Here is a 24495-nt window from a genome sequence, read left to right as displayed (position 1 = left end):
TGCCCAAATGGTTAAGTGCTTGATAGAACGGAATAAAGTACATAACGCGTGTTTATGGAACCTCTGTTGGACGATGTTGAACTCACAGGTTGGGGCGACGTGTCCCAGAAGGTGAATGTCGCCTCCGTTCGCAAGAGCCTGCTGAGTGCGCTTTACAGGATCGAGGTTTCGGACGGCCTTATCAATCTCGCCAGCAACCTTGCCGATCTTCGCATTCACGACAAGCGCCCGGCCGCCCTCATGGCGGCCGAAAAGGAGGCGACCGTGCGCGACTTGCTCATGGCGCGATCCGGCATCTACCACGTTGCCGCCTACGAAACGGCCGATATTCGCCAGAAGCGGCCCGAACGCGGCAGTCATGCCCCCGGCTCGTCGTCGTTCATGCCGCAGGCGGTCTGTACATCCCCGATGAAGTACAGCCAGGTTTTGGCCGCACTGGCACACATTGGTGGGGATTCCAACGCCACGGGATTATGCCGGACCTCTATGAAGGAGCGCTGGCGATGGTTGGGGGCTTCGAGCTTTGACCGGCCAACCGAATCATTCCCAGATCTAACGGCCACACCGAGCAGCCGAACCGGACACAAGTCCTCAATACTCTGCCGGCACCGCATATACTTCTGCAGACGGATCCGCGAGGAATGAGCGCACCGTCGGCGGCAGCTGACGCGACGATAGCGGCAGAGGTCCACAGCGCGCAAGAAGTTCACGTAAGTCTGGCTCCGCGCCAACATGCCGCCAGATCATCCGTGAAGCATAGGGGAGGTTTTCCCTTCGCCATGAAATTCCCATTGTCGTTCCGCGTAGATAGACGCGTTGATATTGATCGAATGGCAGGAGGATCGTCTGTGACAACATGGAGTTCGGGCCCACGACACGCTCCGTAATGAAGATCCGGTTCCGATAGAAGGCCGCAAGGCCCACATATTTCGAAAACTGTTGAATTCCGTTTCCAGGGTCCCGAAGACGCTCCATTGACTTGACGTGCACCAACCCGCCCTGCTCGATAACGCGGCTGCACGAACAGACAACCATTCCGGGCCAGGATGGCGAACGATGATAGGTCTGGAAATAGCCGATGTGCCGCCTGAGCGCCGTCAGGTTTCCGGGAAACGCTTTGAGAAGCTCAGAACCTTCGTTGGCGCCGAGTACGGATTTGCGAAGGCGCTCGCGAAACAGCCTGGGGGCGAGGCCAAAATCGTCTGTATCAAGATCGAAATAGTTGGCGATGCGAGCCAGATTGTGGGGGGAAGGCCTCGTCTGACCGTTGATATATCGGTTGAATTGTTGCCGGTTGATATCGATTGCACGGCACAGATGCGAAATGGAACGCTGCGTTGCACAGGCAATTTTGAGGTTCTCGACCAGGTGAGGCATCCGTAACTCCGTCTTGGAACGAGCTAGCGTAAACTCGCTTAAAGTTGCGTCAAGTCGCGAAATTGCGTGAGCCGACCGGGCCTTTACGTTCCCACCTACAAGATGAAAAAGAGGGAACTGTCGTGACGCATCAAAAGGATCAATCTTCGCAGCTGAAAATCGACCGCCGCCGCTTTCTCGGCGGTGCCGTCGCCCTCGGTGCCTTGCCGGGCCTGACCTCGGGCCTCTTGATACCGCGTGACGCTCGCGCTCAGGAAACGAAACGTGGTGGCCATCTGAAGCTCGGCCTTAAGGGCGGTGCCACCAGCGACGCGCTCGATCCCGCAACATATAGCGCCTCCGTGCTGTTCGTCATTGGCCGCCTCTGGGGCGATACACTGGTCGAATCCGATCCCAAGACGGGTGCGCCCCTGCCGTCGCTCGCGACCTCCTGGACGCCATCGGCGGACGCGTCCGTCTGGACCTTCAAGATCAGGAGCGACGTGCGGTTTCACGACGGCAGCAAGATGACTGTCGCCGATATCGTCGCGACGCTGAAGCGACATGCGGACAAGACTTCGCAGTCCGGTGCTCTCGGCCTGATGGCCTCGATCACCGGTATCGAAGAAAAAGCGGGCGACCTTGTGCTGACGCTTTCGGAAGGCAATGCAGACCTGCCTCTGCTTCTCACCGACTACCACCTGATCATCCAGCCGAAGGGAGGCGTCGACAAGCCTGCAGCCGCAGTCGGCACCGGTCCTTACATTCTGAAGAACTTCGAGCCCGGCGTTCGTGCTTCCTTTGAGAAGAACCCGAAGGATTGGCGCGCCGATCGTGGCTTTGTCGACAGCGTGGAAATACTCGTCATCAACGACAATACCGCCCGCATCGCTGCGCTTGCCTCCGGCCAGGTCCATTTCGTCAACAATGTCGACCCGAAGACGGTCGCGATGCTGAAGCGCGCGCCGAATGTCGATATCGTGCGCAGTGCCGGCAAGGGCTTTTACAGTTTTCTGATGCATTGCGACACGGCGCCCTTCGACAACAACGACCTTCGCCTCGCGCTGAAATATGCCGTCGATCGCCAGTCGATCCTGGACAATGTTCTCGCCGGCTATGGAACGATCGGCAACGACTATCCGGTCAATTCCAACTACGCTCTCGCGCCTACCGATATCGAGCAGCGCCCGTATGATCCCGATAAGGCCGCCTTCCACTTCAAGAAATCGGGTCTCGACCGTCCAGTTCTGCTGCGCACCTCCGACGCAGCCTTCCCGGGCGCCGTGGATGCGGCGATCCTGTTCCAGCAAAGCGCGCGCAAGGCCGGAATCCCGATCGACGTGAAGCGCGAACCGGAAGACGGCTACTGGACCAACGTCTGGAACAACCAACCATTCTGTGCTTCTTTCTGGGGCGGCCGTCCGACACAGGATTCGCGCTATTCCACCTCCTATCTATCGACCGCCGAGTGGAACGACACGCGTTTCAAGCGCCCCGACTTCGACAAGATGGTGCTGCAGGCAAGGTCAGAACTCGATGAGGCAAAACGCAAAGCGCTTTATCGGCAACTGGCTCTGATGGTGCGAGACGACGGAGGTCTGATCCTGCCGGTCTTCAACGATTACATCATGGCCGCCTCGAAGACGGTGAGGGGATATGTCGACGACATCGGCAACGATATGTCCAACGGATATATCGGCAGCCGTGTGTACTTTAATGCCTAAACCTCTTCAGAATAGAACCCCATGATCGAGTGTAGCTTCACCACTATCGAAAATCAGTGGATCACCCTCAAGGACGGCACGCGGCTTGCCGCCCGCATTTGGATGCCCGATGGCGCAGACAGCGATCCCGTTCCCGCCGTCTTCGAATTCCTTCCCTACCGCAAGCGCGACGGAACAAGCTCGCGTGACGAATCCACCTATCCCGTCTTTGCCGCGGCCGGCATTGCCGGCGTCCGCGTCGATATAAGAGGCTCCGGCGAGTCCGGCGGCATCATCGATGGCGAATATACCGAGCTCGAGCTTGCCAATGCCTGCGAGCTGATTGGCTGGATCGCTGAGCAGCCCTGGTCGAACGGCTCGGTCGGCATGATGGGCATTTCCTGGGGCGGCTTCAACTGCCTGCAGGTCGCGGCCTTGAAGCCCCCGGCATTGAAGGCAGTGATCTCAATCGCCTCCACGGTCGATCGATACAATGATGACATCCACTATAAGAACGGCTGTCACCTCTCCGCTCAGCTTTCCTGGGCGGCAACCATGCTTGCTTACCAATCGCGCTCGCCCGATCCGGCCATCGTCGGTGACGACTGGCGGGACATGTGGCTGCAACGCCTTGGGCAGGAACCCTTCTTCATGGAGGAATGGCTTCAGCATCAGCGCCGCGACGACTTCTGGCGACATGGGTCGATCTGTGAGGCCTTCGACAGCTTCGATATTCCCTCCCTCGTCATTGCCGGCTGGGCGGACGGCTATCGCAACACGCCGTTGCTCGCAGTCGAAGGCCTCGGCGAGAAGGCGAAGGCGCTGATCGGTCCGTGGGTTCACAAATATCCGCATTTCGCCTGGCCAAAGCCGCGCGCTGATTTTCACGGCGAAGCCATTGCCTGGTGGAACCGCTGGCTGCGAAACGAGGATAACGGTGCTGAGGCCATGCCATCCGTGCGCGCCTATATTCTCGATGCCATCAAGCCCGCCACGCGCCGCGATTTCGACCCCGGCTTCTGGATCGCCAAGCGATGTTGGCAGCAGCCTGACTTGCAGTGCTTCTATGTCGAGCAGTTCGGCACGCTGATGGAAGGCATGCCGATCCCGCACGCGCCGGAGCATTCCGTCTATCTGCGCTCGCCGCTCGACACGGGCACCGCCTCGGGCGAGTGGTTCACGCTGAAGCCGGATGCGGAACTCGCGATCGATCAGCGCCTCGACGACGCCGGGTCGCTGACCTTCCAGACCGCGCCGCTGGCCGAAGATCATGATTATCTCGGCCGCCCCATCGTGACGCTGGCGCTCAGATGCGATGCCGAAACCGCCAATCTTTGCGCAAGACTTGTCGATATCCATCCGGACGGCACGGCAACCCGCGTCTCCTTCGGCCTGCTTAATCTCGCCCATCGCGATGGCAACGCCGCGCCGGAACCGATGAGCAAGGGTGAACGCACGACTGTGAGCCTGGCTCTCGATGCCTGCGGCTACCGTTTCCGCAAGGGGCACCGCATCCGTCTGTCGCTGTCGACTGCCTATTGGCCAATGGTTCTGCCGCCGCCGGAAGATCCGGGTCTGACGATCGACATCGCCTCGATCGGCCTTGGCCTGCCTCTGCTGGGGACGCATGAGCTCATCGTCGTGAAGCAGCCTGACAATCCCGATCCGCTGCCGAAATATATCGAACATGCGCCGGGCTCGACGAAGCGGCAGGTGGTGCGCGATCTCTCGGCCGGCCTTACCCGCTATGAAATCCACGAGGATACCGGCCTTTTCGAACATCCCGGCACTGGTCTGGAGACGCGGCAGCTGCGTGAGGAAACCTGGTCGATCGCGCCGGACGACCAGCTGTCGATGTCCGGCATCTCGACCTGGACCTGCGACATGCAGCGCCCAGGCTGGTTCGTTCGCACGGTCGCAACCTCATACATATCCTGCACGGCAAAGGACTGGATCATCAGCGCCTCCGTCATTGCCTATGAAGGCGAAACGGAGATCTTACGGAAGATATTCGAAGAGAAGCGCATCGCGCGCGACCTGATGTAAATCAGCGCTGACAGGCAAATCGGCTCGCCGCCGAGGGTCTGGTCACAGGGGCGAGAAACCGCAGCATAATTGCAATTGGTGGGGCAGTTTTAGCCCGTGCCAATGCTTAACCAGCTTGGGACAAATGTCCGGACATCGATGTCAAGGGCGTACGTGCCTTCCATTTCAAGAGCCGGTAGAGAGCGGCCCAATTTCCGGCCAACTTCGCATCGATCCCCGTTCAGCACATGGGAAAAGTGCTTCGGCATAGCAGAGCGACGGCCTCCCCGAGACGCGTGGCGGTTCGGGCTCTTGCCGATGCCCATCCATGCGGGCCTGTTCGCTGCGGGCGAGGCTACGCATACCTGACTGGTTCCAGCCGTAGCCGCCTCGACGAGACTCAGACCCAGTCGGCTTGGCTCTGAAATCGTGTCGATGACAGGCGATTGATCGAATTCCGGAGCGCTACATGTTTGAGTACTTATTCGATCTAGACATGATGCTGGCGCATAGTAGTTCGTTGGCCGGATAATCGTTTGCGTTGAATGTTTGTGTCAAACAAGGCAGCTCGAGTAGACTAGGTATCCTGAACTTCGGCTGATCAAAATTGATGCATCACTGCTGCAAGGTACTCGGATGCGAACTCAGACCCGATCGGTTAATGATCCTAGGCTTGAAACAGCCCCGCGACAACCGTACAGGACACGATAGCGAGCCACGCGGACGCGGTCCGCTGAAGTATCATTAGGCGCCAATGGCTTCGCGCGCCGACCTGCGTCAACCTGCCGATCAAACCCCAAATCACGGCAACGATGCTTGCCAAGGCAACGAAAATTGTAAGCTTTGGCAGGAAGTCCGGCGCGATCGGCGGAGGTAGAAGAACAAGTCCGAACACGAGGGCTTTGGGGTTGAGCGTCGTCGTCACGAGTATGCGTCGAGCGGTCACGCTGCGGTCCATGACATCTTTGCTTCCCGCCACCCAAAGCTTTATTGCAAGATACATAACCCAAATCGCCGCTGCGGCCTTCAGCACCAAAGCGGTTTCCGGCCATCTGCTGATCAGCTGTCCGCCAAGCCACGTGAGGGGCAAGATCATAGTGAGGTAACCGAGCAGTTCGGCGGGCAGTAGTCTCAGAACGAGCCAAAAACCGTTGCGTGCCGATGCCAACCCCATCAACGTATTGGTCGGACCGGGGCTCAGTAGGAGAATGAACACCGCCGAGATATATGCTGGATAGCTCATTACAGGTCGCCTGTTGTGGTAGTGTCTTCAGTCAATTCCCATGGGTTCACGCAGGTGTTTGCCCTTGGCTTTTCTCAGGTCCAACTATCTGTCTCGTCGTTGTGAGGAATGCTCGACTGGCTTCCCGGACGCGAGCAGGCAATCGCAGCGGCCTTTGCGGCTCGTCGCATCGCCGCGTCGAGCGAGAGGCCTCGATCGAGAGCCGACGCGAGGACGCCTACAAAACAATCACCAGCTGCGGTCGTATCCACAGCATCAACGCGAAGCGCCGGGACCGTTACTTTCTCGCCATTGATGAAAGCTTCGGCTCCCTCTCTTCCCATGGTGCGTAAGACCCCGGTGTCGAGAGCCTCGGACAACGATCTCGCGCTCGGCTCGCAACCAAGCCAACCGGAAAGAGCTTCGGCCTCGTCTTCGTTGACGATTACGATGTCGACGAGAGAGAGAAGGTCGCGATCCAGCCGGTAGGCCGGCGCGAGGTTGAGAATCGATTTTGCGGGATGATTGGAAACCCGTCTGATTAGATTTTCAATCTGAACAGCGTCGTTCTCCATCTGCATCAGGACGTAACTTGCGTTACGAAGCAGCTCGTCTTCAACGCCGTCTGATTGGGCTACCAGGTTGGCGCCTGCTGCGACTGCGATCATATTGCGGCCATCGGCATCGATGATTATTGCGGCGGAGCCGGTAGGCTCGTTCGATCGGACCACGCGGCTGATATCGACCTCGCTTTCCAAATTCTGAAGAGCGATAGGGGCTATGGCGTCGTTACCCACCGCCCCCGTCATGACGACATTTGCGCCATCCCGTGCAGCTGCAAGCGCTTGGTTAGCCCCCTTCCCTCCAGCCTCGGTCCGGAATCCTCGGGCTAAGACCGTCTGACCTGCTTGAGGTATCTCGTTGACCAGGTACATGAGGTCAACATTGATGGATCCGAAAGTGACGATCATTCTACATGTCCTAGCTTGCTTCCGCCGGCGGCGCGAAATTGGTCCCAAAACCATATGCGAACGCTGTGATCTTCGTGTAATCGAAGTGAACGTCGCGCTGACAAATTCCGGTCAGTTCTCACTCTCAGCGCATGGCGCATAATCAGAATTTATTTTCCTTTTAGAATCAATTTCTATTTTCATCAAGCTCAAGGAGCAGTTCCGAACGTTTGTGGCGAGCGCGGGCCTGGACCAAAAACCGACACTTGACGGCAGCGACAACAAATGGGGGTCGTTTGTGGAAGCCTATTCCATATTGGAAACAAACCTTATAGTCTTTGACGAAAAGGAGATTAAGGTTTGACCGTCGCAGCCGTATCACGATGCCTGACGCTCTTGGAAGTGTTGGCTGGAGAAGCAGGATCAATCGAGTTGTCCGATCTCGCTGGACGTCTTGATATGCCAGCGAGTGCGGTCCATCGCCTCTTAACTACGCTGATCAGCCACGGTTGGGTTACCCAAGATGCCGCCAGCCAAAACTATGCCCTTTCTCTTCGGTTGAGCGCCCTAGCGTTCCGGAATCTCGATGCGCGGAATGTGCCTGACGTGGTCCAGTCCGTTTTGAATCGGTTGGCTGCGGAAACGCAAGAATATTGCCGTCTAGCGATCCTGGAAGGTCAAGATTTGGTATGGGTGGCACGTGCACAAGGTGCAACAACCGGCCTCCGATATGATCCGGACATGGGACAGGAAATCGTTCTCCACGCAACGGCGAATGGGAAGGCATGGCTTTCCACTCTGCCCGAAGAACAGGCGCTGGAAATCGTCTATTCTCGCGGCTTTACCGCTAAACGGAAGCTTGGTCCCAATTCTGCTCGATCAATCGATGAACTCAGGGTCCGACTGAATGAAACCCGGGAGCGGGGCTTCGCAACCTCTATCGAGGAGGGTGAGGCTGGTACCGCAGCAGTTGCTGTTCCCTTTCGAACGAGTTCTGATGCTGAAGCGCCGGTCGCTGGGACGATCTCCGTTGCGGGACCTCTTATGCGCATAACCGAAGATCGTTGGCCCGACTTAGTTCGTTCCCTCAAAAAGGCTGCGGAAGAATTGAGCGACATCTGGCCTCTGCGAGTTCGCCAGCGAACCATGACACCACTGATTGTTGCAACCGGCGCAGTGCGGTAGCTGCGTATACAGTGACTTTGAAGCATGATCACGGCCGGCTGGATCTGCAAGTATCGCCAGGCTCTGGCATTGCAGACCTCATCACGTGCCATCACGGAGGTAGTTCTGCGCGCCTCCCGCGCCATCGCTAGGACAGCTTGTCCACTGCGAGCCTGCCAGTAACGCAGGCTGAATCGGAGTACACTCGCGGTTATCCTCAGCCCTTTGCCGGACATCAGCCGTTCCCTCCCTATCCATCGCGGCCCCGATGTCCTGCACCCGAAGGCGCGCCCGACTCAATTTTCTACTAGATTTGAAAGGTCGTTTCGTTTTAGAAATCATTTCCAATTAATTCTGCAAGTGGAGAGGGTTTGCGATGAGCGTAACAAGATGGGAGGACGACGCCAGTCTTTGGCACGGTCCAGACTATGGCTCGGAGGCTTTGAAATATCATCCGGACGTCAAGTCGGCGGCTGTCGCAGGCCGGATCATCACCTGTGTCGAGATCGTCGACTGGAGCGGGACCGGGACAAAGGACATGCTGATTTCTGCATGGGACGCATGCTACGACGGTCGCGTCTTCTTGCGTCGCCAAATCGGCACCAATCCAGACGGCACACCTGTCCTGGGTGAAGAAGAGCTGGTCGAAGGGGTTCGCGGTTACGTGACGGCCGTCAGTGATGGCGATATTTTTCACCTCGTCTCGGCATCTCGTCTGCGCAAGCAGATTTATGTGTTTCCCAACATTGGCAAAAAAGGCGCGCCTGAATTTGGGGATCCCGTGCTGCTTGATCTTGATGCCGACTGGGTCAAGGGTAACGAATATTTCCATATGGCCCGCTTCCACGATATCGATGGCGACGGGGTGCCGGAACTCATCGTCGGTAGCGACTACTGGAACGACTACTGGCCAAATGGTTTGGAATGGAACGACGAAGGTTATCGCGGCTATGACGACGCCGGCCGTTGGCTCGGCGGACCGTTGCGAGGCTTCCTATACGCATTCAAAAACAAAGGTACGCTCGCAGCTCCCGTGCTGGAAAAAGGTCATGCCCTTATTGCCGGCGAAACCCCACTTGAGGTCTATGGGCAGCTGGCACCTGCATTCGGCAAGCTCGGGACTAAGCAGCAACATCTCATCGCAGGCGAGTTCTGGAATATCCTGCATATTGCCCGACAGCGCGAAGACGGAACCTTCGAGCCGACAAGCCTGATCCGCAGTGTAGACGACAAGGTTCTGGAACTCGAACACTGTATCCATCTCCCCTGCGTCGTCGATTGGGATGGCGACGGTCGCGAAGACATCCTTTACGGCGCCGAGGATGGCTACATCAGCTTCCTCAAGAACGTCCGAGATGGCGAAGACGGACTTCCACGTTTCGAGCAGCGCGGCCGCATCGAGACCACGAAGCCACTGATTCATGCGGGCATCCTGCCAAGCCCCGCAGCCTATGACTTCAGCGGTAACGGCCACTACGATCTGGTTGTTGGCAACAGCACAGGCGAATTGCTCTTCTACCAGAGCCGGGAAAAAGACGGTACCATTTACCTCGACAAGGAAGTCATGCTGAAGGGTGGCGACACGTCGATACGGCTTGCAGCCGGATTGACGGGCTCTATCCAGGGACCGTCGGAAAAGATGTTCGGTTATTCCTGCCCGACCCTTGCCGATTGGACCGGCAATGGAAGCATGGACATTTTGGTCAGCGACGTCACGGGCCTTCACCGGCTGTTCCGCAACACCGGCGAAAAGGTCCTTCCGCCACGTTTCGGCGAGGAGGAGTTCCTAACCTTCAAGGGCAAGCCGTTGAAGACGGTCTGGCGGGTTCGACCGGCTGTCGTCGACTGGCTCAAGGACAACGACCTCCACTATGTCGCATTGGATGAGGACGGAGTCCTCAGTGATTGGAGGAAGGCGTCCGACACAGAACTCGTCGACAAACGTTTCCTGCGTTGGGAAGACGGCGAAGCTATGCGCTTTACGGTCGATGTCGGCGGCGGGCGCGGTCGCGTGAAGCTGTGCTTCTGCGATTGGGAAGGCGCAGGTCGCACGGATCTCATCTTCGGCACCCATGCGCGCGCCTGCGTGCCCCCGGATCCGAAGACCGGTGCGCCACGCAATACAACGAAGCAGGCGGGGCTGTTCTATTCGCGTAATGTTGGAACACCAGAAGAACCGCGCTTTGCCTTGCCCGTCCCGATCAAGCACCGCGACGAGACCATTCAGATGGCGATGCATGTCGCGTCTCCCGAGGTCGTCGATTGGGCCGGCCGCGGAAATCTTGATATCATTGTCGGCATCGAAGACGGCAGCATTGTCTGGCTCAAACGCGAGGAACTGTCGTGGTGAGTAGTGTCAACATTCGAGGCACAACCAGGCTGATCGGCATCATCGGCGACCCGATCGCCCAAGCCAAGTCGCCGGCGGCGGTCAATCCGCTCTTTGCGGCACGTGGAGCGGATATCGTATCTGTCCCGCTCCATGTTCCTGCAAAGGAGCTCGCGATAATCTGGGCTGGTTTGAAAGCAATTCCGAACCTCGTGGGGTTCGGCATCACCTTACCTCATAAACAGACGGCCATCGACCTCTGCGACAGTCTTGATCCTGTGGCCGCCCGGGTCGGCGCAGTGAATTTCGTCCGGCGCGAGCGCGACGGCAGCTTCCGGGGTTATCAGTTCGACGGCAAGGGCTTTGTGCGTGGCCTCCAATCGAAGGGGATCGCAATTAAGGGTCGCAACGCGCTCATCGTCGGAGCTGGTGGTGCTTCGGTCGCTATAGCGTTTGCACTCGTCGAGGCAGGCGCCAACAGCATCACGGTGTCCAACCGAACATTCGACAAAGCTGAAGCGCTGGCGGAAACGGTGAATGCTGACTTTGGAAAAAGGGTTGCCAAGGCAGGCAACCCTGAGCCGGAAGCAGGCCAACTCGTCGTCAATGCCACGTCACTGGGCCTTCAAGATACGGACGCGTTACCCCTCGATCCGGATCTCCTGCAGCCGGGGATGACGTTAGCAGAAGTCATTGCCCAGCCCGAGACCACCAGGCTTCTCGCAATGGCCGCAGCGAAGGGTGTCGAAACCCATTCGGGGATGCACATGATCACTGGACAAGCTGGCCTCACTGTCGACCATATCTGTGAGCTCTGGGCCTAGCTGCCTCTCGAGTTGGAGGACCCAATCGGCATATGTGATACCGCGTTGCAGGAGATCTTTGATCCGAGCGCGCACGAGATGTTCCTCGATCTCCCAACCGCTTTTTCCTTGGAGGATAGCTATCTCCCCGACTGATTTGCCATGACCCATCCATGATATGCAGGCCTTTTCCCGAGGAGAGAGCATCAAATCCTTCATGAGAATCCGTCAACTCTTATGATAGACTACCGCGCCGATTTGATGTTGCAGTCTGAGACCTTTCTCCGCCCACCTGAGCCTGCCAACTTGACCTGTCAACGACAGGGTCACGACGGCGTCTTGCAAGTCTTGGCCTACAAATCCCAGATTTGTCGGAAAGATTTCTGGCATCCAAACTTGGTCAAGCAACTCGCCTCGCGGCGAAACCACCGTTATGCATCCGGTCACTAAGGTCGAAACACAGATATTACCGGAAGCTGCGACTTTCAGACTGTCGAGGCGCTGGAAACCGCCAAGTCCTATAACGAGCTCACCGCCGCTCTGGCTTGGAAAGGGCCTTTTGTGAACCACCCCCGGCTCAGCGATGACGTAGCTCAATAGTCGCGCTGTCTCCATCTCGGCGACGTAAAGGGTTTCAAGATCGGGTGATAAACCAATTCCGTTTGGCGCAAGAAGCGGAAACACCACCCTTATTATCGAACTGCCATCCGCTTTTCCGTAATATACTGCGCCGTGGTCACGCTGGAACTCTCGGACCCTCCCGGTGTCGGTGAAATAAAAACCGCCATGATTATCGAAAACGATGTCGTTAGGGCCGCTGAGTTTTCGACCGTCGCACTGATCATATAGGGTCGTGACCTCGCCCGTAGCCACGTCGACCCTTTGGATCTTGCCACCGTCGTAGTCCGGAGCCAGTCCGAAGGGACGCAACCAATCGCCCTCTTCTGCCCAGGAGAACCCTCCATTATTGCAAACGTAGAGCGCTCCATCCGGCCCTAAAGCCATCCCGTTAGGGCCGCCATCGGTTACCGCCAGTACGTCCTGTCTACGGCCGTCTCGGATCCTCACGATCCTGCCGCGGCCAATCTCAACGACGGCAATCGAGCCGTCAGGGAGTTCGACGGGGCCTTCCGGGAAGTGAAGGCCGGTGGCAATGATCTCGATGTCGGGTTTCGTCATGGAATAGGCCAAAATTGGAAGAAGTGGTCGGCGTGGAAAATTCAGGTGAAAAAACAGCTATGAATAAGACACGCAGCATCCAAGCGTCAGGCCATTTTCGCAATTAACAACGTAACAACTGAATTTCCCGCCCGAGACTAAACCATCGCGCGCCGCCAAATAAAGGTCAGGCGCCGAACAAGGCATCAGGTTAGACCTGTTCAGGGGCTCCACCGTTTGCCGCCGAGCGGTATCCCGCTTCAATGACGGCAAGTGCGCGTTCCGCTTCGAGCAGGCCTGCAACGGGAGGGCGGCCGTTTGCGAGATCCGCCCAGCTGCGGCGGAGGAACACCGGGTAATACGCGTCCGTGTTATACTCGATAGTCGTCGCGTAAGCCTTCTCGCCTGTGCGAGACTTGGCATAGAACTGGTTGGCATAGCCGCGGACGTAAGATTGACGATGTGAGAGCGAAAACGCGAAATCCCGCTGATCCTCGGCCGTAGAAGGGTATAGGTAGCCTGTCTCGATTACGCCGATCTGTCCTGCGCTATTTCGGCAGGTGAACACCGCCTGTTCATCGACAGTTACATCGGATCGATAAATGTGGGCCTGGCCCGAGACCTGAGTGATCGGGGATTGCGTCAGGTTTGCAATCAGGTCGATGAAGTGAATGCCAACGTTCAGCATCGACCCACCTCCTGCGAGCCCCTTGTCAAGCATCCATCCGCACCCGTTTCGTTCGTAACGGGCAACCGATCCTACAATGAATCTGAAGGAAAGATGCTGGAACCCGTCTGACGTGAGCCCTGCAGCCGGCGAGAGATGAGCAGCTAGGTCGCTCACCCGCATGATGAAAGGCACGCTTACGAAGACGCCGTGTTTCTCAGAGAGATTGCGGATACGACGAACTTCCTCGAGACTAACCCCGCACGGCTTCTCGATGAGAAAGGGTTTGCCTTTGGCGATTAGCCGCTCAGCGAGTTCGGCCATATCGGAATGACGGCTAAATACGAGCGCGAAGTCGAAGTCCTCGCTGATGAGCTCATGATTGGAACCATAGAGCTTGCAGTTCAGCAGATCGGAAAAACGAGCGCCGGCAAATGAAGCGCTGTCCGATATGCCGACCACCTCGATGCCGGGATCCTTCAGCGCAGGGATGTAAAGGGGAAAGTGCCAATGGCTGACGTCGAAAACTGCGATCTTCATCCCGACTCCGTTTATTGCTGGTTCATCAAGGCGAGGAGCCGTGGTTAAACGCATGGGCCGTGGCCGGACGACGGTGCGCGGACTGATGTTTTAACTGCCGTCAAGCGGCTCCTTGTGAAACGCCCTCCGCAATGCTATTGGAATAGCGTTCCGACAAACCGAATATCGTGGTACCATGCGCCTTGTCAAATCCCTTCTAGACCGCTGTTTCGACGTCATCACGCTGTTGAGCGAGAACGCCAGCGGACTGTCACTAGGCGAAATTAGTCGCCGGTTGGACGTCCCAAAGAGCGCGGCGCATCGCCTGCTCAACAGTCTGTGTGACTTGGGTTGGGCCGAACAGGATCCCGAGAACGGGTTCTACCGGCTTTCGTTGCGCCTCGCCGTGATGGGTCAGCGCCTGTTAGCTGGGACGCGGATCCCCGATATCTGCCAACCGATTCTGGACAGATTGGCCAGTAATACCAAGGGACTTGGCAGGATTGCGATCCTGGATCCCGATGGTTTGACGTGGATCTCCCATTCACAAGGGATGCGATCCGGCCTGATTTACCAGCCGGAACTCGTCGCAAAAGTCCCGTTGCACACGACCGCCAACGGAAAAGCCTGGCTAGCGACGCTAGATCGGGAGGAGGCGTTGGCCAGGGCCGTAGCGAGTGGACTGGGACGCACAGACTTGGGGGGGCCGCGGGTCATTACTTCTAGGCAGACATTTTCTGCTGCTTTGGATGAGACCGAAGAACGGGGATGGGCCACAGCGATCGAGGAAGCTGAAGCCGGCGTTGCTGCTGTCGCCGCTGTCATTCGCGTTGGCGGTCAGGTTGTTGGAACGGTGAGCATCGCTGGACCGATCCACCACTTTTCACCGCTCGTACTCCCGCAGTTAGCAGAACAGGTAAAGGCCACCGCTGAGGAACTTTCGCAGCTCTGGCCGTATCGAATCGCTGCACCCCACCCACAGGCCAACACTTCGAGAAGCTCACAAGTCGTTGGAAACATTATCTAAATAATTTTTATCGCCAACGATGCGCCTGTCGCGTCGCTGACCTCTGTTGACACCCGCTGTTCTTAATGGAATAACGTTCCGATAGCGATGTGGAGATCGCCCTAAGATCAGGTTGCTGCTTCGGCAGTCGGTAGGAGGAAACAGTTGGCTAGTGTTGAGCTGAAGTCCGTTCGCAAGGCTTACGGCGCCGTACCCGTACTTCATGGAGTGTCTGTCGACATTCATGAAGGGGAGTTTGTTACCCTGGTCGGCCCCTCGGGCTGCGGAAAGTCAACTCTGTTGCGGATGATCGCGGGTCTTGAAAATATCTCAGGCGGCGAAATCCAGATTGGCGGACGCACCGTCAACAATGTTCCTCCCAAGGCCAGAGACATCGCGATGGTCTTCCAGAACTACGCCCTTTATCCGCATATGACCGTTGCGGAAAACATGGGCTTCTCCTTGAAGCTGAAAAAGGCGCCCCACGAGGAACGGGTGACGCGTGTTCAACGAGCAGCTGAAATCCTCAGCCTCACCAAACTCCTTGATCGATACCCTCGCGAACTTTCGGGCGGGCAGCGTCAGCGCGTTGCGATGGGCCGCGCAATTGTTCGCGATCCGCAGGTATTCCTGTTCGACGAGCCGCTCTCGAACCTTGATGCAAAGTTGCGCGTGCAAATGCGTGCTGAGATTAAGGAACTGCATCAGCGGCTCAAGACCACGACCGTTTACGTGACCCATGACCAGGTCGAGGCAATGACGATGGCCGACAAGATCGTTGTCATGCACGACGGTCATGTCGAGCAAGTCGGTGCGCCGCTAGAGCTGTATGATTACCCCGCCAACGTCTTTGTCGCCGGTTTCATTGGATCCCCGTCGATGAACTTCCTCAAAGGCAAAGTCGAGCAAGGCCGGTTCGTTCTCGAAGACGGACACACACTGCCTCTGCCAGCCGGCGTCGCCGATACTTCAGAGAAATTGATTTACGGCATGCGTCCTGAGCACCTCACTCTCAGTGACGAGGGGTTGCCCCTCACCGTCACGGTCGTCGAACCCACAGGTTCGGAAACGCAGATCATCGCTCGGCATGGTGCTCAAACCATCGTCTGCATCTTCCGAGATCGAGTTCTACCGAAAGCCGGCGAGACCATCACCGTAGCCCCTGACCTTTCACGCGTTCATCTCTTCAGCGAGAGCACTGGCCGTCGCCTATCCTGAGCACGCGACAACCCCACTCTGCCTGAGGCGCCCACACGGGATTAGTAATCGAATGTCGATACCTCCGCTACAACTCAGCACTGATCAGAGCGGGACCAACCTTGCGAGCGACGTCGTGGACGCCACTGACGACGCAAACCGCTTTAGTTGGGCTCCCTTTCTGTGGTTTACCCCCGCTATCTTGATCCTGTTTCTTGTTACGCTCTATCCTACGATCTTTGTGATCTGGTTGAGCTTCCAGAAAACGAAATACTACGATCTCGTTGGCTTTGCCGGTCTCGCCAATTACGTCGAAGTTCTAAGCTCATCCGAGTTCTGGGACACGACCATAATTTCCTTGACCTACGTTGCGGGATCTCTAGCGGGTGCCATAATCCTTGGCATGGCCTCAGCGCTGGTTTTGAACCGGGCGGGCGTTACCGGGTCTGCTCTACGCGTCTTCATCCTTTTTCCCTGGACGCTGTCCATGTCTGTTGTTGGCAGCATCTGGCTCTGGCTCCTCAACCCATCATTTGGGCCCATACCCTACGTGATCCAGAAGCTGGGTATCGATCCCGGACTGATGTTGGGGGATCCGGGAATGGCATTGCCCCTCATCATCATCGTCACAGCCTGGTGGTCGTTCCCATATGTCATGGTGATGGCGACGGCAGCCATGCAGTCCATTCCTAAAGAACTCTACGAAGCGGTAGAGATCGATGGAGGTGGCGCGTTTGTGAAGTTCCGTTACGTCACGCTCACTGAAATTCTTCCCACCTTGGGCAGCACGGCGCTGACGCTTTCCATCATGTACCTGACCTTGATGACACTGATCATTGTCATGACAGGCGGAGGACCACTGGGATCAACGACCACGCTCAGTTTCGAAGCCTTCCGTGGGACCGTTCAGGCGGTCAACATTGGGCCGACTGCTGTCGTCTCAATCGTCGTCCTCATTGTCAATGTCGCCCTTGGTGTACTTTACACCCGGCTAACCGGCCGCGTGACTGGATAGGATTCTAACATGAGTAGCGCTCTTTCGAACCGCACAGGCGGACAAATACCCGCCGTCCTGGGATCCTTCATTATCGGGATTATCGTTCTCGGGCCGATTCTTTGGGCCTTTGCAACGTCTTTCAAGACAGAAGTTGAAGCGGTTGTTGTTCCTCCGACCATATGGCCAAATTCACCAACTCTCGAGAACTACACCAAGGTCTTGCAGGACGCGGCTTTCTTGACCGATCTCTGGAACTCCGTCGCTTACTCCGTCGGTGCCGTGATCATCGCTCTTCTCGTCGGAATTCCCGCGGGCTACGCCGCCGCACGCTTTTCCTTCAAAGGCAAGCGTGCCCTGATGCTGACGGTTCTTGCGACCTCGATGGTGCCAGGAGTCGCGTTGCTGGTTCCCACCTATTACCTGCTGGAAACGGTCGGTTTGCTCAACAGCGGTGTCGTTGTGACGATTATCCTTTCCGCAAGGATCATCCCGCAGACCGTCTGGTTCATCGCAAATTTCGTCGAGGCCGTTCCAATCGAGATCGAGGACTCGGCCATGATCGACGGCGCTTCCCGCTTCCAGATCATCTGGAGCCTGATCTTGCCGCTGATACGTCCCGGTATAGCGGCTGTCGCGACGATCGGCATTGTAACGACTTGGAATGACTACATTACCGTCGCAGTTTTTGCGCCAGAGGTTGCAAAACGGACCCTGCAGGTCGCCCTCGTTAATCAGGTTTTCGACGCTGTCGGGATTTCCTGGTCCTACATGATGGCCTTTGTCATGGTCGCATCATCGCCCGTTATCTTCATGTTCGGCTTCGTTCAGAAGTGGTTCATCTCCGGCCTCACGGCAGGCGCTGTCAAAGGCTGATGACGTACACAAATATCCACACACCTTGTTCAACCTGGGAGGAAGACGCATGCAAACCACATCAAAACGGAAACTCATCAAATCGGTCGCGGCACTGGGAATTGGTACCGCCATCTTCGCTTTCCTTGCTCCGCAAGCCTTTGCGGAGAGCACGAAGATCATCTACCAGACGTTCTTGGATCCGAACAATTCGAAGGATCCCCGGTCTGCTGCTCAGACCAAGATGATCGACGCTTTTCAGGCGAAGAACCCAGACATCAAGGTCGAGCTCCTTGTCGATCCGACGGGGGCAACAGCTGCTCGTGCTATCAAATCCGGCAGCCAGACACCGGACGTGGTCCGCGTGGTCGGCTTTGCTGTTCCCGAATTTGCCGCAACTGGAAATCTTCTCCAGCTCGATGACTTGGTGAAGAAGGACGGCATCCCGGATGAGGATTGGCTCTTGCCGCTGTCCAGCACTAAAGTCGCCGGAAAGCTTTATGCTCTCCCCCAGGATTTTCGCATTCCGATCCTCTTCTACCGCAAGAGCATGTTGGAGAAGGCCGGGGTGAAGCCGCCGACGACTTGGGATGAAGTGTGTGCACTAGGTGCCAAATTCGGCGAATCCGACACGATCCCGTTCGCCGTTCCGCTGGGAGCCACAGGCGGGCTTGGTGGCGCCCAGAGCCTCGGCGAATTCTTCCTGAGTACAATGCTGCCTGGAAACGGCGGTGAATACTTCACCCCTGATGGTAAGATCGCTTTCTCAAAAGAGTCGTTCATCAAAGCGGCGCAAACGATCAAAGACTTCTATACGACATGCAAGGTGACGCCGCTGCGCAGCGCGCAGATGGGGTTCAACGAATTGCACGACGCGATCCGGTCAGGCAGTGCGGCGTCGGCCGTTTTCGGCCTGTATCGTTATAAGACAGTGAAGCAGCAAGGTGGCGGTGATGATTTGGCCTGGGCTCCGGCGCCAGGATATTCAGCAAGTGACAAACAGACGGTCTACAGCTACAACATTGCGATCAATAAGAAGACCGTCAATCAGGATGCCGCTTGGACCTTCGTGAAGTTCATGGTGTCACCGGAGGCGCAAGCTTTCGCAGCCGAGGGCGGCGAAGTTGTATCGCGTAAATCAGCGTACACAGCGCCATATTTCCAGAGCGATGCCGGTACGGATCAGAAGAAGTGGGCTGACCTGGTAGCCCAGCGTGGCCAAACTGTGACCTACACCCCCATCCTCTCCACGTATCACACCATCTTGGGCGAAGCTTTCCAAAGAATGATCCTGAAAGACGGATCGCCGGCAGATGCCTACGATGAGCTGATCGAACGGTATGGCGCGGCACTCCGAAGGCGCAGTAATTAACTTAACTGCAGATGAAAATGCTGGATGGGGGTGAATAGTCCCCTCCATCCAGCCGCTACCAAGACATTACCATCAACGCGCGTCGCCGATCGTCGACGCGAAGATTAGTGGTTTCGACGGCTCGTGTTCAGGCTTTTCGCCGGCTGAAATTAGCCGACAGCATCGATGTGCCCGGCGATTGCAGATCGTGCGTGAACACCATCCGAACCGAGCCGCTTTCAAACTCGCAGAGAGGCGTCGGTTATGAGGTATCGTTACCTTGGGAGGACGGGAGTTCAGGTCAGCGAATACATACTGGGGACCATGAGCTACGGATCAGATGGGAATACTGACGAAAAAGAGTGCATAGACATCGTGCACCATGCTTTGGACCGCGGCATCAACTTCATCGACACTGCGGACACTTATTCCCATGGAGAGGCCGAAGAGATCGTCGGCAAAGCGATTGCAGGCCGTCGGGACAAGGTGGTGCTCGCAACCAAGTTTCGTCTGGCGGCCGGTGAAGGACGCAACGAACAGGGCGGGTCACGCTACTGGATTATGAAGCAGGTCGAAAACAGCCTGCGCCGGCTGAATACTGATCATATTGATCTTTACCAAATGCATCGGCCCGACCTTCAAACTGATCTCGAGGAGACACTGGGCGCTCTTAGCGACCTGGTAACCCAAGGCAAAGTTCGGTACATCGGCTCCTCGACACTGCCGAGCTGGTACCTTGCTGAGACACAATCGGTTAGCCGATTGAATAAGACGGCACGGTTCATCAATGAGAGCTCGCCCTACTCGATCTTTCAACGCGCCGTAGAGAGAGAAACCCTTCCCGCAGTTCAACACTATCGTATGGGATTTACCGCCTGGAGTCCCCTGAACGGCGGCTGGTTGACCGGCAAATACAAAGCCGATGGCTCCACGCCGTCTGGTTCCCGGGCCGAGCGCGTCAAAGGGCAGTGGGGACAGCACTATCCCATCCTGCAGTCTCGCTTCGACATGCAGCGCGAGGGCAACAAGCGCAAGCTGGAACTACTTCCAGAACTTGAACGCGTCGCAACTCAGGCTGGCTTGTCCCTCATGCACATGGCTCAGGCGTTTCCCCTAGCGCATGCCGCGGTGACGTCTGTGATCCTCGGGCCTCGTACGCTCGAGCAGTTCAAGGCCATGGAAGCCGGGTTTGAGACCGTCCTTCACGCATCGACGCTTGACCAGATTGACGAACTTGTGCCGCCGGGAGCACTCATTGAGGAAGCTGACCGCGGATATGTCTCTCCATGGCTCGCGCAGGAGGTTCGGCGTCACGTGAGGAAGGTGGACTAGCAAAAGCCGATTGCGATCGCGCTTTTGCTGTCAGGTAAATGGCCATCGTTTTTCGGCCCAACCGAGCGACACGATCCGGATACCAAGGCTGTGGCGGCGATCTGTCGAATGTCCGAGAACCATTGAAATTCAAACACCAAGAGGGCCGATGACAAACATTGTCTTCAACCACGCCACTGTGCGAGAGAAAGCAGATATGTTGACCTTTCTTCGCCTCTGCTCGGAGCGAGGACTTCAGACCGTCTCCATTTGGGGAAACGAGATTGCCAAGGTCGGCGAGACAGACGCTCTCTCTGTTTTGCATGATTTCGGGATGACGGTCTCAGGATATAATCGCATTGGGCCGTTCGTCGCGGATTTCCTCGACCGGGCTGAGGCGGAGCTTGAGCGCGCAGCCAGATTCGAGGCTGATCACGTTTTCCTGTTTACGGGAGGCTTGCGGGACAATGAAAAGGATCTGGGTTCAGCAAGACGACGGATCGAGGATCTGGTTGGCAAAGTCCTCGAGCGCGCACGCAAGATTGGAATGAAGCTCGCCATTGAGCCACTTCATCCTATGCTTACGGGCGATCGCACCGTCATCTCCAGCCTCTCCCATGCAAATTCCTTGTGCGAAGCATTAGGGCCAGGCATCGGTGTGGTCGTCGATGTTTATCATTGCTGGTGGGACGAGCGACTGGCAGCCGAAATCGAGCGGGCGGGCGAGGCCGGCCGGCTCTTTGGATTTCATGTCAACGACTGGCTGATCCCTACGCGGCATCTCCTGACCGATCGCGGCATGATGGGAGACGGGATCATAGACCTGCGCGGCATCTACTCGATGATGCGAGACGCCGGCTACAACGGAGCGGTCGAGGTAGAGATTTTCTCCACCGACTGGTGGTCTCGCGATCCAGCGGAGGTGATGGACATTGCGATCGATCGCTGTCGCAGCCTGTTCAGCAAGGAATGAACTTATGCGCGTGAATATTCCCAACCTTGATGGCAACTCACGGATCTACGCTGTGTTTGGCGATCCAATCCACCAGGTCCAGACGCCGCGCCTGATCAACCCGATCTTTGCCGCCGCCGAAGTTAACATCTACGCGGTGCCGTTTCTGATAACCGCCGAACATTTCGCGGCGGCGTGGGATATTTTTGCTGCGATTCCCAACCTTTGCGGTATCAGCACCACGATCCCTCACAAGGTCGCGGCTGCCAAGAGGTGTTCAACCCTCACGCCGACGGCAAAGGCAGTTGGTGCCGTCAACTGCGTTCAGCGTGGCGAGGACGGCCAGATGCATGGGGCGCTCTTTGATGGTGTGGGCTTCGTTGAAGGACTTGGAGAGGGGAAATCGCGACTGCGCGGCGCCCGTGTGCTGATTGTCGGGGCAGGCGGAGCAGGCCGCGCGATCGCCTTTGCGCTTGCTGAACAAGGCGTAGGGAAGATCGATCTTATGGATCTTTCAGCTGAATCCGTCGCGTTCACCGCGAATATGGTCAATTCCTTCCGTGGTGAAGAATGCGCAGTTGCCGTCGATGGATCGACAGGCTGGGACTACGATATCGTCATCAATGCGTCTCCGATCGGCGTCAAGGGTGACAGCGTCTTTCCTATGCCAGCGGCCGCGATACGGCCCGAAATGGTCATCGCTGATATCGCCAGCTTAAGCGGCGAGACGGCACTAATGCGCGCCGCTAAGGCAGCCGGCGCAACCCTATCTGATGGAAATGACATGCTGCTTGCGCAGATCCGCCTGATGGCAGGTTTTGCCGCAGGCTTGCCGGCAGGAACTGCGCTTTAACTGAAAAAACCAGCGAAAGATTACATCATGAAGATCAAAGCCCAGGGGATCGTTCCCGTTATGCTTACCCCTTTCACGCCGGATAACAGGATCGATTGGGAAGGTCTCGAGCGACTTGTGGAATGGTACATCGACAACGGTGCGGAAACGCTCTTCGCCGTCTGCCAGTCGAGCGAGATGCAAAAATTGTCGCTGGAAGAGCGGGTGGAGCTTTCCAAGAAGGTTGTCTCGTTAGCTGCCGGACGCGTGCCGGTCATCTCATCAGGACACATAAGCGAAAGCCGCGATGACCAGCGTGCCGAACTGGGGGCTATGGCCGAAACAGGCATCGACGCGCTTATCCTGGTCAGCAACAGACTCGACACCGGGAATGCCGGAACCGAAGCATTTCGTTCCAGCCTCGATGGAATCTTGAGTTGGCTGCCCAGCGACTTGGCCCTCGGCCTGTACGAATGCCCAGCTCCCTATCGCCGCCTCTTGAGCGATGACGAATTCAAGCTGTGCCGCGACACCGGCCGCTTTGTGACGCTGAAGGATGTCTCCTGTGACCTCGAAACGGTCAAGCGTCGCGTTGCGCTCTCAGGCGATTCCGGCTTTGCGATCGTCAACGCCAATGCAGCTATTGCCGCAGCCGCTATGCGGGCAGGTTCGAAGGGCTTCTCTGGCGTCTTCACCAATATCCACCCCGACCTCTATGCCTGGCTCTACAAGCACGCTTCAGAAGATAGTGATCTTCGCCGCGAACTTGAAATCTTCCTGGCACTTGCGGCGATGGCCGAGCCGATGGGCTATCCGGGTCTCGCCAAGGTTTGGCACACGCGGCTTGGCACCTTTGAGAGCGTCCATTCTCGCGTCACAGATTATGACATAGCCGAGCGACACTGGGCGGTCATGGATCTTCTGGACCATATTCAGCAGGGGACGGCAAGGTTTCGCGAGCGGATCAAGCAGGCGTCCTGAGAGTAGTGGCCGGTGGATTTTGCTCTGAACGGCATATGTCGCCGAGCGCGCCTTCGTTCAATGCGCTGATCGTCGGATGACCGGATGCCTTCATCGTTCAGGTACGCCGTCGAAATGACCAAGAGGCAGACATGACTTCTATGCTAGCCACCCCTGACGTAATCGCGTTGGCTCAACAGCTATATAGCCTCCGTCATGACGGAAGCCAGGTTCTGACAGGCCAGCTCGTATCAGTGCCCGTAGCGCTGGAGGATGCGATCGACGTACAGAACCAGTTGTCGAAGCTTGAAGAAGCAGACGCCAACGCCTGGAAAGTAGCCAGATCGCCCGTCGGCGACCCCGTCGCCGCTCCGCTTCATCCCTATCTGGATAATCCTCCCGATGCGGGAATCGCCTGGCTAAGGGGCATGAAAATCGAGGTGGAAATTGCCGTTGAGCTTTGCCAGGATCTGCCTGTTCGCACGGATAGAACCTATGAGCGCGCCGACATCGAGGCCGCGATTTCCAACGCCTACCTTGGCGCTGAAATGGTTTGGAGCGGCATTTCGGAAGGCGGCAGCCTCTCATTCCCGGCCTTTCTGGCGGATCGCCTTGGAAACATGGGGTACGTACGAGGGCCAGCCCTGCCCTTAGCAGTCCTTCAGCCCGGTACGAACATTCCTCTCAAGCTTCGGCTCAATGGCCAAGTCGCCTTCAACGCTGCCGGACACCACCCGACGAAAGACCCGCTCACCTGGCTCTGCGATTACGCGAACAATCGATCGAGGCCTGCAACAGCGCTCAGAGCAGGCTCGATCATCACGACGGGGAGCCTCTGCGGTGCAATCGAGGTTCCCTGTTCGGGCGACGTGTCCATCAAGCTCGGCGAGCATACTGTGCTGAATTTCGAGCTTACTGAAACCGCGAGACAAGGAGGCTGAAGCAATGCAGCTGAATGCCGTGTCCACTGTGAACGCTTGTCGTATACGAGCCGGCACTCGCTTCCCGATCGCCCACGCGGTCTTTCTTCGGGTTTTCCAAGCTTTGACATGAAGCTCATGCCTGAACGCAGGGGCAGAGCGACAGCTATGGCGCGTGGAGCACGATCGAGGGTCTACGAGCCGGGCGAAAACTTTCTATC

21 protein-coding genes are annotated in these 24495 nt (G+C 57.1%); 16 read left to right on the top strand and 5 right to left on the bottom strand.

All coding sequences use genetic code 11. The features are described 5' to 3' along the window. Positions 1-66: 66 nt before the first annotated feature. Complete coding sequence (locus tag EV130_RS33110) at positions 67-645, top strand: hypothetical protein (protein ID WP_245520018.1); 579 nt, start codon at positions 67-69, stop codon at positions 643-645. On the opposite strand, the gene EV130_RS01965 is transcribed toward EV130_RS33110, so the two are convergent. Next, positions 592-1377: a helix-turn-helix domain-containing protein gene (locus EV130_RS01965; protein ID WP_132659076.1), complete on the bottom strand. Its 786-nt coding sequence runs from the start codon at positions 1375-1377 to the stop codon at positions 592-594. The genes EV130_RS33110 and EV130_RS01965 overlap by 54 nt on opposite strands. 122 nt (positions 1378-1499) lie before the next feature. Between EV130_RS01965 and EV130_RS01960 the strand changes: the two genes are divergently transcribed. Both EV130_RS01960 and EV130_RS01955 read left to right on the top strand, forming a co-directional pair. Continuing rightward, positions 1500-3080, top strand: coding sequence for an ABC transporter substrate-binding protein (locus EV130_RS01960; protein ID WP_132659074.1), 1581 nt, complete (start codon positions 1500-1502; stop codon positions 3078-3080). Positions 3081-3101: 21 nt separating this feature from the next. Beyond that, positions 3102-5105, top strand: a complete 2004-nt coding sequence (locus tag EV130_RS01955) for a CocE/NonD family hydrolase (RefSeq protein WP_132549399.1) — start codon at positions 3102-3104, stop codon at positions 5103-5105. A 646-nt stretch (positions 5106-5751) separates the two neighbouring features. Here EV130_RS01955 and EV130_RS01950 read toward each other — a convergent pair. Continuing rightward, positions 5752-6327: a LysE family translocator gene (locus EV130_RS01950; protein WP_132549402.1), complete on the bottom strand. Its 576-nt coding sequence runs from the start codon at positions 6325-6327 to the stop codon at positions 5752-5754. A 74-nt stretch (positions 6328-6401) separates the two neighbouring features. Continuing rightward, positions 6402-7277, bottom strand: a complete 876-nt coding sequence (locus tag EV130_RS01945; protein ID WP_132549405.1) for a ribokinase — start codon at positions 7275-7277, stop codon at positions 6402-6404. Between the two features lie 339 nt (positions 7278-7616). On the opposite strand from EV130_RS01945, the gene EV130_RS01940 reads away from it, so the two are divergent. From EV130_RS01940 to EV130_RS01930, 3 genes are all read left to right on the top strand, one after another. Continuing rightward, positions 7617-8441 carry an IclR family transcriptional regulator gene (locus EV130_RS01940; RefSeq protein ID WP_132549407.1) on the top strand — a complete coding sequence of 275 codons (825 nt, stop codon included), beginning with the start codon at positions 7617-7619 and terminating at the stop codon, positions 8439-8441. Between the two features lie 355 nt (positions 8442-8796). After that, the gene (locus EV130_RS01935; RefSeq protein WP_132549410.1) at positions 8797-10770 is read left to right on the top strand and encodes an FG-GAP repeat domain-containing protein; all 1974 of its coding nucleotides are present in this window, start codon (positions 8797-8799) and stop codon (positions 10768-10770) included. Then, positions 10767-11573 carry a shikimate dehydrogenase family protein gene (locus EV130_RS01930; RefSeq protein WP_245519998.1) on the top strand — a complete coding sequence of 269 codons (807 nt, stop codon included), beginning with the start codon at positions 10767-10769 and terminating at the stop codon, positions 11571-11573. The genes EV130_RS01935 and EV130_RS01930 overlap by 4 nt, the downstream gene beginning before the upstream one ends. Before the next feature lie 207 nt (positions 11574-11780). On the opposite strand, the gene EV130_RS01925 is transcribed toward EV130_RS01930, so the two are convergent. Both EV130_RS01925 and EV130_RS01920 read right to left on the bottom strand, forming a co-directional pair. After that, the gene (locus EV130_RS01925; RefSeq protein WP_132549416.1) at positions 11781-12731 is read right to left on the bottom strand and encodes an SMP-30/gluconolactonase/LRE family protein; all 951 of its coding nucleotides are present in this window, start codon (positions 12729-12731) and stop codon (positions 11781-11783) included. Between the two features lie 190 nt (positions 12732-12921). Beyond that, entirely contained in the window at positions 12922-13917 is a 996-nt protein-coding gene (locus EV130_RS01920) for a Gfo/Idh/MocA family protein (RefSeq protein ID WP_165918473.1), read from the bottom strand. 175 nt (positions 13918-14092) lie between these two features. Between EV130_RS01920 and EV130_RS01915 the strand changes: the two genes are divergently transcribed. The 10 genes from EV130_RS01915 to EV130_RS01870 all read left to right on the top strand — a co-directional run bounded on the left by EV130_RS01915 (position 14093) and on the right by EV130_RS01870 (position 24295). After that, positions 14093-14923 carry an IclR family transcriptional regulator gene (locus EV130_RS01915; RefSeq protein ID WP_132549422.1) on the top strand — a complete coding sequence of 277 codons (831 nt, stop codon included), beginning with the start codon at positions 14093-14095 and terminating at the stop codon, positions 14921-14923. Between the two features lie 144 nt (positions 14924-15067). Then, positions 15068-16120 carry an ABC transporter ATP-binding protein gene (locus EV130_RS01910; RefSeq protein ID WP_132549425.1) on the top strand — a complete coding sequence of 351 codons (1053 nt, stop codon included), beginning with the start codon at positions 15068-15070 and terminating at the stop codon, positions 16118-16120. Positions 16121-16235: 115 nt separating this feature from the next. After that, positions 16236-17114 carry a carbohydrate ABC transporter permease gene (locus EV130_RS01905; RefSeq protein WP_165918472.1) on the top strand — a complete coding sequence of 293 codons (879 nt, stop codon included), beginning with the start codon at positions 16236-16238 and terminating at the stop codon, positions 17112-17114. Positions 17115-17123: 9 nt separating this feature from the next. Continuing rightward, positions 17124-17969 (top strand): carbohydrate ABC transporter permease, encoded by an 846-nt coding sequence (locus EV130_RS01900; RefSeq protein ID WP_132549431.1) that lies wholly within the window; start codon positions 17124-17126, stop codon positions 17967-17969. A gap of 49 nt (positions 17970-18018) precedes the next feature. Then, positions 18019-19320 (top strand): ABC transporter substrate-binding protein, encoded by a 1302-nt coding sequence (locus tag EV130_RS01895; protein WP_132659072.1) that lies wholly within the window; start codon positions 18019-18021, stop codon positions 19318-19320. A 303-nt stretch (positions 19321-19623) separates the two neighbouring features. Further along, the gene (locus EV130_RS01890) at positions 19624-20631 is read left to right on the top strand and encodes an aldo/keto reductase (protein WP_207900845.1); all 1008 of its coding nucleotides are present in this window, start codon (positions 19624-19626) and stop codon (positions 20629-20631) included. 148 nt (positions 20632-20779) lie between these two features. Continuing rightward, the gene (locus EV130_RS01885) at positions 20780-21583 is read left to right on the top strand and encodes a sugar phosphate isomerase/epimerase family protein (protein WP_132549440.1); all 804 of its coding nucleotides are present in this window, start codon (positions 20780-20782) and stop codon (positions 21581-21583) included. Between the two features lie 4 nt (positions 21584-21587). Further along, complete coding sequence (locus EV130_RS01880) at positions 21588-22415, top strand: shikimate dehydrogenase family protein (RefSeq protein ID WP_132549443.1); 828 nt, start codon at positions 21588-21590, stop codon at positions 22413-22415. A 27-nt stretch (positions 22416-22442) separates the two neighbouring features. After that, entirely contained in the window at positions 22443-23375 is a 933-nt protein-coding gene (locus EV130_RS01875) for a dihydrodipicolinate synthase family protein (RefSeq protein ID WP_132549446.1), read from the top strand. Between the two features lie 131 nt (positions 23376-23506). Then, positions 23507-24295 carry a 2-keto-4-pentenoate hydratase gene (locus EV130_RS01870; protein WP_132659070.1) on the top strand — a complete coding sequence of 263 codons (789 nt, stop codon included), beginning with the start codon at positions 23507-23509 and terminating at the stop codon, positions 24293-24295. Positions 24296-24495: the final 200 nt, after the last annotated feature.

Source organism: Rhizobium azibense (assembly GCF_004342325.1).
GTDB classification, from domain to species: Bacteria; Pseudomonadota; Alphaproteobacteria; order Rhizobiales; family Rhizobiaceae; genus Rhizobium; species Rhizobium etli_B.
The sequence above is the reverse complement of the archived record's forward strand: the minus strand, read 5'-3'. Positions and strand labels throughout refer to the sequence as shown.

Bases quoted from the DNA above. Each gene is read 5' to 3' on its own strand.
- EV130_RS01900 (WP_132549431.1), top strand. From the start codon at position 17,124: ATGAGTAGCGCTCTTTCGAACCGCACAGGCGGACAAATACCCGCCGTC.
- EV130_RS01880 (WP_132549443.1), top strand. From the start codon at position 21,588: ATGCGCGTGAATATTCCCAACCTTGATGGCAACTCACGGATCTACGCT.
- EV130_RS01920 (WP_165918473.1), bottom strand. From the start codon at position 13,917: ATGAAGATCGCAGTTTTCGACGTCAGCCATTGGCACTTTCCCCTTTAC.
- EV130_RS01950 (WP_132549402.1), bottom strand. From the start codon at position 6,327: ATGAGCTATCCAGCATATATCTCGGCGGTGTTCATTCTCCTACTGAGC.
- EV130_RS01915 (WP_132549422.1), top strand. From the start codon at position 14,093: ATGCGCCTTGTCAAATCCCTTCTAGACCGCTGTTTCGACGTCATCACG.
- EV130_RS01965 (WP_132659076.1), bottom strand. From the start codon at position 1,377: ATGCCTCACCTGGTCGAGAACCTCAAAATTGCCTGTGCAACGCAGCGT.
- EV130_RS01890 (WP_207900845.1), top strand. From the start codon at position 19,624: ATGAGCTACGGATCAGATGGGAATACTGACGAAAAAGAGTGCATAGAC.
- EV130_RS01895 (WP_132659072.1), top strand. From the start codon at position 18,019: ATGCAAACCACATCAAAACGGAAACTCATCAAATCGGTCGCGGCACTG.
- EV130_RS01935 (WP_132549410.1), top strand. From the start codon at position 8,797: ATGAGCGTAACAAGATGGGAGGACGACGCCAGTCTTTGGCACGGTCCA.
- EV130_RS01870 (WP_132659070.1), top strand. From the start codon at position 23,507: ATGACTTCTATGCTAGCCACCCCTGACGTAATCGCGTTGGCTCAACAG.
- EV130_RS01955 (WP_132549399.1), top strand. From the start codon at position 3,102: ATGATCGAGTGTAGCTTCACCACTATCGAAAATCAGTGGATCACCCTC.
- EV130_RS01925 (WP_132549416.1), bottom strand. From the start codon at position 12,731: ATGACGAAACCCGACATCGAGATCATTGCCACCGGCCTTCACTTCCCG.
- EV130_RS01945 (WP_132549405.1), bottom strand. From the start codon at position 7,277: ATGATCGTCACTTTCGGATCCATCAATGTTGACCTCATGTACCTGGTC.
- EV130_RS01875 (WP_132549446.1), top strand. From the start codon at position 22,443: ATGAAGATCAAAGCCCAGGGGATCGTTCCCGTTATGCTTACCCCTTTC.
- EV130_RS01885 (WP_132549440.1), top strand. From the start codon at position 20,780: ATGACAAACATTGTCTTCAACCACGCCACTGTGCGAGAGAAAGCAGAT.